This is a genomic window from Leisingera sp. M523, from assembly GCF_025141335.1.
GTDB lineage: Bacteria > Pseudomonadota > Alphaproteobacteria > Rhodobacterales > Rhodobacteraceae > Leisingera.
Map to the genome: position 1 here is coordinate 2,763,996 of NZ_CP081036.1, position 15,141 is coordinate 2,779,136.

Here is a 15,141-nt window from a genome sequence, read left to right on the forward strand (position 1 = left end):
TCCGGGCACCGGTGTTCGCGTCAACTTTGCCTGTGGCGTGACGGATATGAGGAAGGGAATAGCAGGATTGGCGGCGCTGACCCAGGATGTTTTGCGGCCAAAGCCTGCCAGTGGAGCGATGTTTGCGTTTCGGGGTCGCCGCGGGGATCGAAACAAGCTTCTGTTCTAGGATGGCCAAAGGTTTTGCATCTACTGCAAAGTTTTGGAGCGGGGCCACTTCCCTTGGCCGAGTGCCGCGGATGGGGCGATGCGGCTGACCTTGGCACAGCTCGCGATGCTCTGGGAAGGCATCGGCTGGCGGCGTCCGGATTGGGGCGCTCCGCCTGCGCGGGCCGGGTGATTTTGCGACCGTATTTGCTTTATTTACATGGCGCCTTAGCCTGATTTTTGGTAGCCAGGCGCATGTCGAAACCTGCTGAAAACCTGCCTGATGATCCCGCTGAATTGAAGCCGATAATCGCGGCATTGCAGGTGAAAAATGCTCGGATCAAGGCAGAGAGCCCAAGATGTCGGCGACATTGCGTGTCCATGGTCAACTGGTTCAAGCGCTGCGCCTGCGGATCGCCAAGTTGCAGAAACTGGCCTTCGGCAAGTCCTCGGAAAAGGTCGAGCGCGAGATCGAGCAGCTGGAACTGGCGCTCGAAGACCTGCTGATTGCCGTGGCCGAAGGCGATGACGCGCCCATTGACGAGGGCCAAAATGAACCGTCTCCAGAGGCTGCCGATGCGCCCCCTTTGCGCCGTCGGCCACGTGTCTCGGATGCGACCCCGCGCGAGCGCCGCGAGCTTGATCCTGGCACCTGCTGCCCCGACTGTGGCGGCGATCTGCGGGTGGTGGGCGAGGACGTCAGTGAATTGCTCGATATGATCGCGGCCCAGATGAAGGTGATCCAGATCGCCCGGATCAAGAAATCCTGCCGCCGTTGCGAGCGGATGGTGCAGGAACCAGCACCCAGCCGCCCGATCCCGGGCAGCATGGACGGGCCGAACCTGCTGGCCCATGTTCTGGTCTCCAAGTTTGACGATCACCTTCCCCTCTATCGCCAGCACGAGATCTTCACCCGAATGCGGGCCGACATTCCCGAGAGCACGCTGGTGGGCTGGTGCGGGCGAGCCATGAATACTCTCCAGCCGCTGATCGCACGGATCGAGGCCGACGGCTACAAGGGCTATGCCAAGCTCTATGAGCCCGAGCCTGACGGCTGGCCGCCGCGTTTGCGCGAAGCGGCCTGTTGGGCCTACCTGCGGCGCGACTTCCACGACTTTTGGACCTCGACCAAAACCGAGATCGCTCACGAGGCGCTCGACAGGATCGGCAAGTTTTACGACATCGAACGCGACATCAACGAGCAACCCGCTGACGTCCGTCAAGCGGCACGTCAAAAGCTGAGCCGCCCAAACGTCGAGGCTTTATTTGCTTGGTCCGAACAACAGCTCCTGCGCATTCCGGGAAAAAGCGATCTGGCCAAAGCCTTCCGCTATGGTCTGAGCCGTCGGGTCGCCTTCAGCCTGTTCCTGTCCGACGGGCGTGTGGCCATCGACAACAACCCTACCGAACGCGCCCTGCGCCCGATCGCAGTTGGTTGGTCATTATGCACCCCCTTCGTAAGCGCTTGGAAACATTGATAGCTGGTCGTCGAGGTCAGCGCGACACGGGCGTCCTTTCCGTGCGAGAGCGTTTTTGACCTTATCCGAATGCAGGTCAGCCGTCCGGATTTGGTACGGCGCGCCATCGACCACCTGATTTGCGGGCAGAATACCGTCCTTTATCAGTTTGCGGATGACGTGATTGGTCACACCGAGCTCTTTCGCTGCCTCGGTCATTGTGCGCCACGGGCCATCCTTGTCAGCAGACAGGTATCCGTGAATGTCATTCACACGCCGGATGGATGAAACGCGTTTCGCATTCCAGGTCTTGCCCTGGCCAGTCTGCATTCCCATGCGGTTTAGACAGGCAGCAATCGACTCATCCGGCCAGCGTCCTGCCATCTCGCGAATGACTCCAAGCGCCTCTTCACTGGTGCGGGCATTGTGTTCGCCGCTCTTTGGCTTCTTGACGCGCAATTCCGTGTGCCGGCCGCCTTTCCAGTGGACGACCAGAACAATTTCGCCTGTATCGTCGTCGATATCCGCCACGATGTCTTCGATCAGCGTTCTGAGCAATCGTTGCTTGTCGCGCATGGAGGTCGCCGGAGCCGCCCAGGCGGCCTCAAGGTCCTGCGCCAGCCCCTCCAGGCGGGTGACATCCACGTCCGGGACTGCGGCAATCTCCGCATTCAGGCGCTGCTCGAAGCTTCGAACACGTCCCAGAGCCTCTTCCCATCGGTTCTCCAATTCCGCCGCGATGAGACGGTTATCCGGGTCACAGGCGGCGTAGCGCCGTTCCGCCAGAGATGCGTCGTACCGGGCCTGCTGCAACTCCATCTCGAGCACCAGCCGCTTGTCTTCCACGGCTTGGCTCAACATGGCACGTGCCTCGATAGCGGCGTTGATGGCAATTGGCGCCACGGCCTCAAGAACGGCCTCGGTGATGAGCTTGTCGGCCCGGAACCCGCCGAAGGTGATACAGCGCTTCTGTCCCAGAAGAAGGTTGGGGGTGTCGCAGCGGTAGACAGGGCGTGGACTGCGGCCGGTATAGACCACATGCAGCCGCCGCCCGCATCTCGAACAGCAGAGGAGGCCGGCCAGAAGCGCGCCGCCGCCGCGACCGGATTTGACCCCGCCGGCGCGCCCGAAAGCGTTCCTGGCCAGCTGTGCCTGATTGCGTTCATACTCCTCCCAATCGATATAGCCGGGGTGGTGATCCCTGATCACCACATCCCAGTCTTCGGGGGATTTGCGGTTCTTGTAAGTGACATGCGCGCGCCCGTCCCGGATTTCTGCTTGCCGGCCGGTCTTACCATAGGCGTAGACGCCCGCATAAAACATGTTCTTCAGCACGCTGATCACGTTGCGGTAGCGAATGGGCTGCCATTCGAAGCTCGTCAATCTGATACCATCGGAGGGTCTGGGGAAATGAACGCCCTCGGCAGACATGGCCAGAAGTACCTGCCGGGCACTTCCAAGCTCGCGAAACCGGCAGAAGATCTGCCGGACGACCTCCTGGATCCGGAGATCGGGATCGAACATCACCCCAGCGTCACGATCCCACAGATAGCCGGTCGGCGGGGTATAGCGCAGCTCTCCGCGGCGCGCTTTTGCGCGGGCGGCTTCAACCATGCGCGTGCGCAAGACGCCAAGCTCGAACTCGCTGATGCTGCCCTTCATGCCCAGAAGCAGCCGGTCATTGGGATGACGCGGATCGTAGACGCCGTCATGGTCCACGACACGCGCATCGACCAGGCCGCAAAGCTCCAGCATATGATGCCAGTCGCGGCCGTTGCGGGCCAGGCGCGATACTTCCAGGCAGAAGACGGCGCCGATCGAGCCCGAACACAGCATGGCCACGAGCCGTTCGAAGCCGGGGCGGGCGTGACAGCCACTGGCCGATACACCAAGGTCGTCGTCGATGACATCGATCCCGGCAAATCCATATCCGCGGGCCATCTCGACAAGATCGTATTGCCGGCGCTGGCTTTCGAGGTTCGTCATAACCTGGCTCTGCGTCGACTGGCGCACGTAGATCACCGCCTGACGCTTCAGCAGTTCCGGTGGAAACGTGAGGGCCATGTCATTCATTGCTGTGCCCTCCCGGACCGGCTTTTGCCGCGGTCAGCAGCAATTGCGCCAGGGCTGTCACCATCGACCGGTATTCCGGTTCCGTCAGCGATGGTGCCGGCGATAACGGCAGCGGCAACTGGGCTGGTGTCGAGGATCTGTGATGCTTCATTCGGGGCCTCCATGGGTGACCCGTCACCATTCAACCCTCGCCGGAAACCGAGGTGCCCGAGAACCGAATGAAGTTCGAAAAGCGCATCCGTGGACACCAAAGGTGCGCCAAGCTCGAAACTCTGACAAACCGAAGCATCCAGAATCCAAGCGGGTGCCAGGATCGCGATCCCCGCATCGCGCTCGATCCCAACATGTTGGCCATCACAGCGATTGAGCGTGCGGAAAACCTTCACGTCCGAGCCAAAATAGGCATGCCATCGATAATGAACCCGGTAAACTTGCCCGACATGGGCAGAATGAACGGGAACTGGCCCTGACCAGGAAGAATTGGTTATTTGCAGGGGCAGACACAGGTGCCGAAACCCTGACCATCATCAAGACCGCCAAGCTCAACAGCCTCGACCCGCAGGCTTACCTCGCCGACTTTCTCGGCCGTATCCACGATCACAGGATTATCAGGATGGATGAACTGCTGCCCTGGAATTGCGCGCCGATGACCTCCGTCACCGACAGTCAAGCCGCATAAGCTGCGGTACCAATGGGGCGGTTACCTGGAACGCCATCTGCGATATGGGGGAAGCTGACGATGGCATAGCCCAGATTGTACCCAGCCTCGGTTACGTCCGCAAAAAAGTAGTGGTCACTATTCTATGGGCCGGAAGAGAGGCCAGCGGAACTATCCTCACGATTTCAAGCGTCAGATGGTTGCCCAGACGATGGTTGAGGGCGCGACGGTTGTCCGTGATGCCGACGGCAATCCAGACCTTCGTATTTGACGGAACCGGGATCATACCGCTTTCAGACCGGACGGTTACGAATAGCTCCACAAAAGTGGAGTTAGATCATCCGTTCAGCAGCGCAAAATGCCCCGGGCAAATGTGACGGCACCTGAGTTTTCAAGCCTTCGGGCACTGTGGACTTTCATCACCGCTGCAGAACCGTGCCCACCTTCATGACCTTAGCTTTTTGCAGTGCCAATTCAACGGCTGCTAGGTCGGCTATTGCAATTCCAGTAAAGAAAAACCCGGATCTTTGTGATCCTCTTGAACCCGGTGTGCCGCAGACCAATCTGGTCAGATCTCCGTCTGGCTTCACCCCGGTCACGTAGGGTTTCATATTGTGTAACGGGATATCATCGACCACTAGCTCATCAAAAGAGCCAAGACCGCTGGGAGTCCACGACCGACCGGCATCAACGGCAGCCACAAACGATGCCTCGGACAGGAGCGACGCGTCCAAAAATGGCTTAAAACCGGGTCCGTCCGGAACGGAGGTCACGACAATATCAGCGCTTCGCAACACCTCTTGCCAGTCCGGCGTCACCAATGCCGTCAAGCCTTTGGAGCGGCACTCATCGGCCAAGCGGCAGCAGCTGCCGCCTTCGCGGCCAAGCAGGATTGCCTTTCTAAGGTCGAATTCAGACAGAAAAGCCTCCAGATGGAATGAAGCCTGCCGCCCTGCCCCGACAAAGCCAATAGTCTGGGCTTTGCGGCGGGGTGTAAGATACCGGGAGGCCAGCAGGGAGAGCGAAGCCGTGCGAAGCCCGGTAATTTCTTCACATTCCAAAATGGCAACCGGATGCCCGGTATGCACGTCATGGACGTTTATCAGCCCCCCGAGATGCGGAAGGTTACGTGCGCTGTTGTCACGGGACAGGCCCAAGGTTTTGTGAACCGAAAATGCGGGATCTAACGCAGCCGCATGGAACGAAATCGACCGCGTCCCTTCATATGGGCTGATGGTTGAATTCGGATTGTTCCATGCTGCATTGTTCTGTTTCCTGAGCAGAATTTTGGCGATCGCATCAGCAATCTCGGAGTATGAAAGCCCCAGAGACTGAACGTCCGACTTGGAAAGATACCGCAGTTCACGCAGATTCATTTGCTTTGATTTCCGCAGCGGCTGGCAAGGTTCGCCCCTGACAGCCACCTGTTCAGGAGGGCGATTTTCAGTGACCGAGGATCTGACTCAGGAACAGTTGAGTACGATCTGTTCGGGGGTTGTCAAAGAAGGATTCCGGCGGCTGCTCTTCAATTATCTCACCTGCATCCATGAACACGACGCGGTCCGCAACCTGGCGGGCAAACCCCATCTCATGTGTCACACAGATCATCGTGATCCCCGATTCTGCCAGTTCTGTCATCACTTCCAGCACCTCCGAAATCATCTCAGGGTCAAGCGCCGAGGTCGGTTCATCAAACAGCAGGATATTGGGGTTCATGCAAAGCGAACGGGCAATGGCGACCCGTTGCTGCTGTCCACCAGAAAGCTGCTTGGGATATTTTCCGGCTTGGTCGGGAATATGCACCCGGGCGAGGTAATTCATGGCAATCTCTTCCGCCTCGCGCCGGGGCATCTTCTTGACCCACATCGGCGCCAAGATGCAGTTTTCCAGAACGGTCAGATGGGGAAACAGGTTGAACTGCTGAAACACCATTCCAACATCGCTGACAGAAGGATCAACGCTTTTTGCATGCCCTTCGACCAGCTTGCCATGCACGTAGATCTCACCCTGCTGGTATTGCTCCAGCCGGTTTATGCACCGGATCAGCGTCGACTTGGCTGACCCCGAAGGGCCGCAAATGACAATACGTTCCCCTTGGGCTACTGTCAGATTGACGTCCTTCAAGGCATGGAATTCGCCATACCATTTGTTTACATTATTCATTTCGATGACAGCTTCTGCAGTCGCTTCGCTGTTGATCGGATTGGCTTGAAGTGGCTGGGTCATATTCATTCCTTACTTTCCCGGATCAACGCTTGTTTGAGGCGCCGCCACCGACAACGTTTTCCAAGTGTTGACTATATTTTGACATCGCAAAGCAGATGATAAAGTAGATGGCTGCGCCAAAGATCAGCGGCTCGTGATGCAGTCCGATCCAAGATGAGTTCCGGCCAATCGCCTTGAGCATCAGCAACATGTCATAAAGGCCAATGATTGAGACCAGCGTCGTATCCTTGAAAAGCGCGATGAAGTTGCTGACGATATTCGGGATCATCGCCTTGAGTGCCTGCGGCAGCACAACCAGGTACATGGTTTTCCAATACCCAAGCCCGAGCGACTTGGCCGCTTCGGTCTGGCCGACGGCAACAACCTGCAACCCGCCTCTCACGGTCTCAGCCATATAAGCTGAGAAGAACAGACAGACACCGACGATGGCCTGTACCAGCTTGTTCAACTCAACACCCTGCGGCAGAAACAAGGGCACCATAGTCACAGCCATGAACAGGACGGTGATCAATGGGACAGAGCGCACAAGCTCAATGAAACTGACTGCCAAAACCTTGACCGCAGGCAATTCCGAACGCCGCGCCAGTGCCAGAAGGATGCCCACCGGCAGCGACACGGTGATCCCGATCCCAGCAATCACGAATGTCAGGAACAGACCGCCCCAGAGATTGGTTTTGACCTGCACAGGCTCCCACGATCCAAAAAATGCGTAGACAATGGCGAAGATCACAACCACCACTGTCGCCAGGGCATATTTATGCAGACGATCTGGTTTGTTGGTCATTCCCAACAGGGCCACAGCGGTTTTGGGCAACCCATTTCCGGTCAGCACACAAAGTACCGCATGCAGCCAGTTGCAGATCAATGTGGCAATCGCGCCGAGCAATGCGAATTGCATGAACCAGCCGCGCGCGCCTCCCGCAAACAGATAACCAGCAAGGAACGGGAAGATCAGCACGGCAGAGATGCCAAACCACGCGCGTGCCTGTACTTTCTCCAGCCAGATCGGCAGCATCCAAAAGATCAGCAAACCGAAGGCGAGGTTAATCCGCCATTGCTCTTCGTCAGGATAACGGCCGTAGATGATACTGTTGTACCAGGCGGAGATACCGGCCCAGCAGGCTCCATGCGGGCTTTGATCAAGACATTCGCGGCGGCTTGACGCCTCCCAAACGGCATCGGCCACGCCCCAGTGATACAGGCCGGTCACGGTTGTGTAGATAAAGTACAGGCCGATCAATGTGATCGCTGTGCTCAGCCAGGAATAGAACAGGTTTTCCCGCATCCAATGGATGGGACCAACCGTTTCCGAGGGCGGTGCCTTGGCAGGTTTTGGTTGGAAAATGATCGCGTCTGCGGACACGGGCGACGCTGTGGAATTAGGGGTATCTGACATCTTACCGCTCCTTCAGCTGAACGCGTTTGTTGTAGTAGTTGAGCAAGAGCGAGATCGTGATGCTGACCGAACAGTAGAAGATCATCACCATGGCCACGATTTCGACTGCATATCCCACCTGGTTCAGCGAGGTTTGCAAGAACAGGGCTACAAGGTCGGGAAAGCCGATTGCCACGGCAAGCGACGTGTTCTTTACGGCATTCATCCAGTTGCTGATAAGTTGCGGAACAATCGCGCGCAGCGCCTGCGGAAGAACTATCATCCGCATCGACCAACTTGACTTGATCCCAAGCGAAAAAGCCGCCTCTCCCTGCCCCGGGCTGACCGACATGATCCCGGCCCGCACGGCTTCGCCGATATAGGCGGCGTGATAGATCGACAGCGACAGAACCACCGCGCACATTGCTGGGGGAAAGGAGATCCCGCCAGTCAGGTTGAAGCCCTTCAAGACCGGGATTTCCCAATTCAGTGGCGCCCCGGTCAGCACAAAGACCGTCGCGGGAAACAGCACCAATATTGCAGGCATTACGAGAGCCACTGGAAACCGTTGCCCAGTCAGGATGCGGCGCCTCCGCGCCCAAATTCCCAACACGATCGCCGCAACAACAGCAATCGCAATCGCAAGTAATGTGACATTAAACCCATCCTGCGGCAGTGCGCGCGGAAAGTAGATGCCGCGGTTGTTGACTTGCAAAATCCCCAATCCGGCCACATCAACCCCGTCTTTTGGCCTAGGCAGGATCGAGAAGACCGCGAGGAACCAGAATAGAACCTGAATGAGTGCAGGTGTATTGCGTACAACCTCGACATAAACTGACGCCAGACGCGAGATCAGCCAGTTTCTTGACAGACGCGCAATACCGATCAGGAAGCCAAGTCCGGTAGAGGCCGCAATCGCCATCGCGGCGACAATCAGTGTATTTGTGATCCCTATTGCAAACACCCGGGCGTAGCTGTCCCCAGGCTCATACGGCACCACCGACCAGGAAATATCGAACGGTGCTTCGATGTCGAGAAACCCGAACCCAGAGGCAAGCCCTAGGTTTTGCAGGTTCCTCGATACGTTGTCGTAGAGATACCATCCCATCAATGCAACCACTCCGACGACAGCGCATTGATAGAAGATGCTCTTGATACCTGCAGCGGTAAAACGCTCTTTTCTGGGAGGTTTAACAGGCACGGTGCGGCTATGTGAAGTGGTTGCCATTGTTAGGTTCCTTTCAGATCAACGGAAAGGGGGTGAGAACATCAGACCGCCTTCGGTCCAAAGCGCATTAGCAGAACCTGCACGGGGAATACCCAGCGCCTCGGGACGACCATCACCCAAATAGTGCTCGTAGATCTCACCGTAGTTGCCAACAGCTTTGATCGCATGCACAACCCAGTCCTTTGGAAGACCAAGGCCCGTGTTCAGCTCGCCTTCGGCGCCCAGGAAACGGGCAACAAGCGGGTTAGGCGGATCGGCTGCAATCTCTTCGACATTCGCCTGGGTGATGCCCAGTTCTTCGGCATTGATCAGCGCAAATACGGTCCACTGAACGATGTCGCCCCACTGGTTGTCACCATTGCGAACCGCAGGTGTCAGTGGCTCTTTGCTCAGGATTTCCGGCAATACGACATGTTCGGACGGATCCGGGAAACCACGGGCTTCTGAGGCAAGAACCCCCTTGTCGGTGGTGATCGCATCACACCCGCCATTCAGGTAGGTTTCGTTGACGATAGCGGAATCGTCGAACGCAACAGCCTGAATATCCAGATTATTAGCTCGGCTGAAATCCTGAAGGGTCGCTTCCGAAGTATGCCCGGTAATCACGCAAACCGTGGCACCTGTCAGATCAAAAGCACTCTTGATACCACTGTCTTTGCGCACAAGAAAACCTTGGCCATCGTGGAACACCGGTGCGGTAAAATCGATGCCCAGGGCTGCGTCACGACCAACAGTCCAGGTGGCTGTCCGGGAAAGCACATCAGATTCGCCATTGGCAAGAGATGTGAAGCGCACGGATGCTGAAACGGACTGGAACTCAACTTTGTTCGGGTCTCCGAAGATCGCGGCGGCCATTGCGCGGCAGACCGCTACATCGCTGCCTTCCCAGTCGCCACTTTCGAGCAGTTGATAAAACCCTGCACGCGGCGGCCCAACCTGGCAGTTGAGATGACCTCGGGCCTTTACGGTTTCAAGGGTGGATTGCGCAGCTGCAGGAGCCGCAATGCTAAGTCCCCCAGCCGCCATTGCTGCGCAGGATAGCATTGAAAACAGGTTCTTCATTTTCCCCTCCGTTGGAAGAATTCATGTTCATTACCCAAATGACAGCTCGAAGCTCAGCTCACTAAATTCACTGAATGGTCTGAGCATTTTCCTGGTCTGGTGTTTGCTCGAGACAGCCCTCAGTGAAGTTCTGCTGGCCTTGGCAGCCGATGGTGTAGAAAAGGTTACCGCCCGTTCACCATCCAAACCAATGCTTGCTGCTATCAAGTCTATGCATTATTGATATGAAGCGAGCTCCACGTTGGGTCCTGAGCGGATCGTGGACCTTCCGGACGTCCCTAACTCGAAAGCTCTCTGGCAATGTCGATACGTATCAACGACAGAATGATTGAAGCATTCAGAGCGGTCGTAACAGTCGGCACCGCAACCGCCGCTGCAGAGATAATGAACACCAGCCAATCCTCAATCAGCCGGTCGATCCTGCGGCTGGAGGAAATTACCAAGGTGCGCCTTTTTGATCGCGTTAAGGGTCGCCTTCACCTAACGCAGGAAGGTCAAGTTCTCTATGAGGAAGTGGAGAGCTCTTATGTTGGGTTGGAGCGAATCCAACAGACTGCGACCGCGCTGCGCCTCAAACAAAAAGGGCACGTGGGCATCGTTTGTGCGCCCGTTTTATCATATGGATTCATTTCGGACGCGGTGGCCCTCTTCTGCGAAGAGTTCCCGGAAGTAAGCGTTTCTGTCGAAACCAGACGGTCAAATATCATTGCGGAAATGATGTCTGCGCAACGATTTGATCTCGCTTTGGCCGAATACAGCAGCGACCCTCCAGGAGTTGCCACTGAGATTTTTGCAGAGCCGGACCTGGTCTGTATTTTCCCGAAGGGACACCGGTTCGAGAACATCGAAACGCTGTCCCTGAAAGACCTTGCAGACGAGCCTTTGATTGTCTTTCCGCCTCACGACGCTCACAGGAAGAGAATGGATGATGCCTTTGCAGAGATTGGTATAGACCCATTTGTGCGTGTTGAAACACCAATGTCTACAACTGTTGCTTCGATGGTTGCGAAGGGTGTGGGCGTTGCTGTTGTGAGCGTTTTTACTGCGAAGAGCTTTCCCAAGGATCACCAGATTGGCGTGCGCCCGATGAGAGGTGCAGGCAAGTTTACTGTCAAACTGTGGCGACCGCTTCATAGACCGACATCAACGATAGTCGATTCATTTTTGAGCCATCTGTTCAACTGTAGAGACAAATACATTCAAAGTGGCCCTGCCCCGTGAAACCGGCCCGGAGTGAGCTACCCTCCGTAATCCGGACACTCACGTAAGCTGCAATTTTCTGTCTGCTGATCTTCAACACGAAGGAGATCAGATTTGTCGAAACGGAAGCAACACCATCCAGATTTCAAGGCTAAGGTGCGTTACAAGCGCTGAAAGGCGAAAAAACGGTCAGCGAACTGGCAAGCCGATTTGGGGTGCATCCCACGATGGTCCATCAATGGAAGCGGGCCGTGCAAGTTCGCCATCTTCCTAACCGGTATCGCCGCAAAGGTGGCGCCACCACTCTCAAGTGCGCATCAGCCCATATGCCACTTTTTTTGGCGGGGTCAGACCCTCCAATAAGCCATCGGCAACTGCCCTTCGGGCAAAGTATAGCACGAGCTGTTTATAGCGCGCACAGGCGAGCGGTGGCCCGGAACCGTTTTTTAGATATCGCGCTCCCCAGAAACGCGGGACAGTTCCTTCTTCAAGCGTTTGATCTCTGAGGCCTGTTCTGTGTTCTCCTTGATCTGTTTGCGCGGCTGGGAAAACTGGGCTTTCCACGTATCAACGTGACTTGGTGCCGATCCCAAGACGCTCCGACACCTCAGCAACTGAATATCCGCGGTCCACTACCTGTGCGACCGCATCACGCTTGAACTCATCTGTAAATCTAATCCCTGACATCAATGTCTTCTTGCTTCCAAAATCACCAAGCAAGGCGTCTAAGAAACGAGGGGCTATTCAATTGCCCAGTCAGCCTGCCAGGACAAAAGGGCCTGAATCAGCAACTCCGCAATTCCTTTCGCAATATTTTGCCAACCGAACTTTTGGGCAGTTCCTCGAGGAAATGGACTTGGGTCGGCACCTTATAGGCGGTGAGATTGGCGCGGCAGTACTTGATGACCATTTCTTCTGTGACGGCGGGGTCGGCCCGCTTCACAAAAGCGGCAGGGCTTTCACCGCGGGTAGGATGCGCTTCACCGACAACGGCAACTTCAGCCACACCTGGCATGGATTGTATCACCGCCTCCAGCTCGTTCGGGTAAACATTGAAACCGCTGACCAGGATCATATCCTTTTTGCGGTCGACAATGGCGAGATGACCTTCGGCGTCCATTGTGACAATATCGCCAGTCGCCATCCAGCCATCGGCAAAGGTCTCGTCGGATGCGTCAGGGCGGTTCAAGTATGCAGTCGCGATATTGGGACCGCGGACATGCAGCTCGCCAGCCTCGCCGATCCCAACCGGCGCGCCGTCAGAACGGGTGATTTTGATATCCAGCCCCGGCACCGGCCGTCCGGCAGTGCCGGGTTTGTCGCTGCCGTCCAGAGGGCTGAGCGCGATCATGCAGGTGGTTTCGGTCATGCCGTAGCCTTCGACAATCGGGCCGATTTGCTCGCTCCAGCGGCGGGCAGTATCCGGCCGCAACGAGGTGCCGCCGCCAATGGCCAATCCGATCTGCGGCGGTGTCTGCTGGAACCAATCCTGAGCCATCAGCCCGTTGAACAATGTATCGACCCCGGTTAGCCAATCAATATCGTAGTTGTCGAAGGCCGGTTTCAGATTGGCAATCGGATTGGGATTGGGAATCAGCACATTGCGGCCCGAAGCAGCGGTGAAGTGCATGAGATTCACGATCAAAGCGAAAATATGATAGTAAGGGATCACCGTCAGGATGGACATCTGCCCATGGTCCGTTTTCTGCATTGCGCCATGCACACAGGCGTTCAGCATCTCCAGAACATGGGTGACATTGTCGTGGGTCAGTTCGGCTCCCTTGCTTACACCTGTGGTTCCGCCGGTATATTGCAGAAAGGCCGCTGATCCGGGGTCAATCTGTGACAGATCATAACGGATCTCGCCATGAGCCATCCCCAGTGCCAATGCGTCTTCGAACGGCACATGGTCAAAAGAATACTCCGGAACAAGTTTGGCAACATCCGTGATTGTATGGCGGAGAGCATCAGAGGCGGCCTGCGGGAAAAACTCCCAAAGTGCAGCAATCACAACCTGCTCAACAGCCGTGTCTTTCAGCGCGGTTTGAAGCCGGTCGGCAAATAGATTGAAGCCAAACAGCACCTTTGCCCCGGAATCCTGCAGCTGATGCACGATCTCGCGCGGAGTATAAAGCGGGTTGAGGTTTGTGACTTTCAGGCCGGCCTTCATGGCTCCAAACAAGATGACCGGGTAGTGGATCGAGTTGGGCAACTGGATCGCGACCACATCACCCGGAAAAAGGCCAAGATCCTCGCGCAGGTAGCAGGCGATGGCGTCGGACGCGCGCCCGATCTCAGCATAGGTTTTGTCCAGACAATGGCCGCTGGGAAGAACCAGCGAAAAGCCGACCCGTTCCGGCGTGCTGCGTACCGCTGTGTCAAGAATGTCAGGTACACGCTGGTAACGCCGGGTTTGGTGATCATAGCCGCGAATGTCCGGGGCATAGTGTTCCGCCCAGAACCTGTTGTTACCATCAATTTTCTGTGTGTTTTCCACTGTAGCTTCTGGCTGTTGCATGGTCTCTCTCCCCCGGGTGTTGTTATTGCCGTTAAATCAGGATTTCGATATCGCCCGCCGGATAGGCCACGCAGGCATGCGTCCAGCCAAAGGCGCGGTCCGAACTGCGCAGGCGGGACTGCGGCGGGTTGAAAACTTCACCAGAAAGGATCTTGATCCGGCAGAGGCTGCACTCTCCGGAGCGGCAGGCGTTTTCCACCTGAAACCCGTTGCGCTCCAGCGCGTTAAGCAGCGGCTCACCCGCGCGGGTTCTAAAGGATCCGCGCCCACGCACCGTCACCGTCACCACTTGGTCGAGCCTCACATCGGCAGGCCAGCCGCCAAGCAGGTTCGGAACGGGCGGCGGACCATTGGCTTCGACGTGTACCTTACGTTCCGAGACGCCGAGCTTAGTCAGCTCGGGCTGGCAGAAGTCATACATCGCATTCGGCCCGCAAAGGTAGAAGGTCTTACCTTCGAGCGGCCCCACCAGTTTGGCAATCAGATCCGCATTCAGAAAGCCGGAATGCCCGGAATAATCCGCGTCAGGTTCCGAGATAACCTCGTCAATCGTCAGGGATTCGTGGCGGTCGGCGAGTTGATGCAGCTGTTCGCGAAAGATGACATCACCGGTATTGCGGGAACCATAAATCAGGTGAAACCGCGGCGGGCGGGCGGAGCTGAGAAAATCGTGGATCATGCTCATAGCCGGAGCCACGCCAGAGCCGCCAGCCAAGAACACCAGATCATCGCCATGAAACAACGGGTTGTGGTAGAATGTTCCCATCGGGCCGCTGGACTGAAGCAGCTGTCCCTCCGTCAGGCCGCGTACCAGATAAGGGCTGACAAATCCGCCGGGCACCTCACGCACAGTGATGTCGTAGTGGGTGCGGATCTGCGGTGGCGAAGAGATCGCAAAGGGGCGCGCGGTGTGCGTTCCATCAACCGTTACAAAGAGATTGACGTATTGCCCGGCCTGAAACGGTGGCAGCATTTCACCATCTGACCGGGCAAGCCGCAGCGTAACGGCGGTTCCGGTTTCGCGGATGATCCGTCGGACTGTCAGGTTCAACCGCTTGGGATGAAGTGCCGCGATCTGCTTAGCAGTTGCAAACCGGTCTTTGGTGAAATCGGTGCCGGACTGCGCCAGTTCCGCCTGTTTGGCCTGTGCCGCGTCGTAACCGGCTAGAACACTGAGAGGGTTCGATGAGGTCATGT

General features: G+C 56.8%; 10 protein-coding genes and 4 pseudogenes. 4 read left to right on the forward strand and 10 right to left on the reverse strand.

Going from position 1 to position 15,141, the window contains the following annotated elements; translation table 11 throughout:
- The first annotated feature begins 46 nt into the window (after positions 1-46).
- Both tnpB and K3557_RS13595 read left to right on the forward strand, forming a co-directional pair.
- Positions 47-340: pseudogene (tnpB, locus tag K3557_RS13590) on the forward strand (IS66 family insertion sequence element accessory protein TnpB).
- A 62-nt stretch (positions 341-402) separates the two neighbouring features.
- Positions 403-1,583, forward strand: a pseudogene (locus tag K3557_RS13595) (transposase); the annotation flags it as partial.
- Positions 1,584-1,589: 6 nt separating this feature from the next.
- Here the strand turns inward: K3557_RS13595 and K3557_RS13600 are convergent.
- Entirely contained in the window at positions 1,590-3,677 is a 2,088-nt protein-coding gene (locus tag K3557_RS13600) for a recombinase family protein (RefSeq protein WP_259993711.1), read from the reverse strand.
- On the reverse strand, positions 3,674-4,063 hold the full coding sequence (locus K3557_RS13605) for a hypothetical protein (protein ID WP_259993787.1): 390 nt from the start codon (positions 4,061-4,063) through the stop codon (positions 3,674-3,676). Before K3557_RS13605 ends, K3557_RS13600 begins: the two co-directional genes overlap by 4 nt.
- Before the next feature lie 14 nt (positions 4,064-4,077).
- On the opposite strand from K3557_RS13605, the pseudogene K3557_RS13610 reads away from it, so the two are divergent.
- Positions 4,078-4,356 (forward strand): annotated as a pseudogene (locus K3557_RS13610) (transposase domain-containing protein); the annotation flags it as partial.
- Positions 4,357-4,754: 398 nt separating this feature from the next.
- On the opposite strand, the gene K3557_RS13615 reads toward K3557_RS13610, so the two are convergent.
- The 5 genes from K3557_RS13615 to K3557_RS13635 all read right to left on the reverse strand — a co-directional run bounded on the left by K3557_RS13615 (position 4,755) and on the right by K3557_RS13635 (position 10,226).
- Positions 4,755-5,711 (reverse strand): hypothetical protein, encoded by a 957-nt coding sequence (locus K3557_RS13615; protein WP_259994540.1) that lies wholly within the window; start codon positions 5,709-5,711, stop codon positions 4,755-4,757.
- 67 nt (positions 5,712-5,778) lie between these two features.
- Complete coding sequence (locus K3557_RS13620; protein WP_259999639.1) at positions 5,779-6,498, reverse strand: amino acid ABC transporter ATP-binding protein; 720 nt, start codon at positions 6,496-6,498, stop codon at positions 5,779-5,781.
- Positions 6,499-6,583: 85 nt separating this feature from the next.
- Complete coding sequence (locus tag K3557_RS13625; RefSeq protein WP_259994542.1) at positions 6,584-7,846, reverse strand: amino acid ABC transporter permease; 1,263 nt, start codon at positions 7,844-7,846, stop codon at positions 6,584-6,586.
- Between the two features lie 112 nt (positions 7,847-7,958).
- Entirely contained in the window at positions 7,959-9,164 is a 1,206-nt protein-coding gene (locus K3557_RS13630) for an amino acid ABC transporter permease (protein WP_259994543.1), read from the reverse strand.
- 18 nt (positions 9,165-9,182) lie between these two features.
- On the reverse strand, positions 9,183-10,226 hold the full coding sequence (locus tag K3557_RS13635) for an amino acid ABC transporter substrate-binding protein (RefSeq protein ID WP_259994544.1): 1,044 nt from the start codon (positions 10,224-10,226) through the stop codon (positions 9,183-9,185).
- A 300-nt stretch (positions 10,227-10,526) separates the two neighbouring features.
- Here K3557_RS13635 and K3557_RS13640 point away from each other — a divergent pair, with 300 nt between their 5' ends.
- Complete coding sequence (locus K3557_RS13640; protein ID WP_014875464.1) at positions 10,527-11,447, forward strand: LysR substrate-binding domain-containing protein; 921 nt, start codon at positions 10,527-10,529, stop codon at positions 11,445-11,447.
- A gap of 557 nt (positions 11,448-12,004) precedes the next feature.
- On the opposite strand, the pseudogene K3557_RS13650 reads toward K3557_RS13640, so the two are convergent.
- The 3 genes and pseudogenes from K3557_RS13650 to K3557_RS13660 all read right to left on the reverse strand — a co-directional run.
- Positions 12,005-12,113, reverse strand: a pseudogene (locus tag K3557_RS13650) (transposase); the annotation flags it as partial.
- A 97-nt stretch (positions 12,114-12,210) separates the two neighbouring features.
- Positions 12,211-13,944, reverse strand: a complete 1,734-nt coding sequence (locus K3557_RS13655) for an AMP-binding protein (protein WP_259994547.1) — start codon at positions 13,942-13,944, stop codon at positions 12,211-12,213.
- A gap of 31 nt (positions 13,945-13,975) precedes the next feature.
- Entirely contained in the window at positions 13,976-15,139 is a 1,164-nt protein-coding gene (locus tag K3557_RS13660) for a 2Fe-2S iron-sulfur cluster-binding protein (RefSeq protein ID WP_259994548.1), read from the reverse strand.
- Positions 15,140-15,141: the final 2 nt, after the last annotated feature.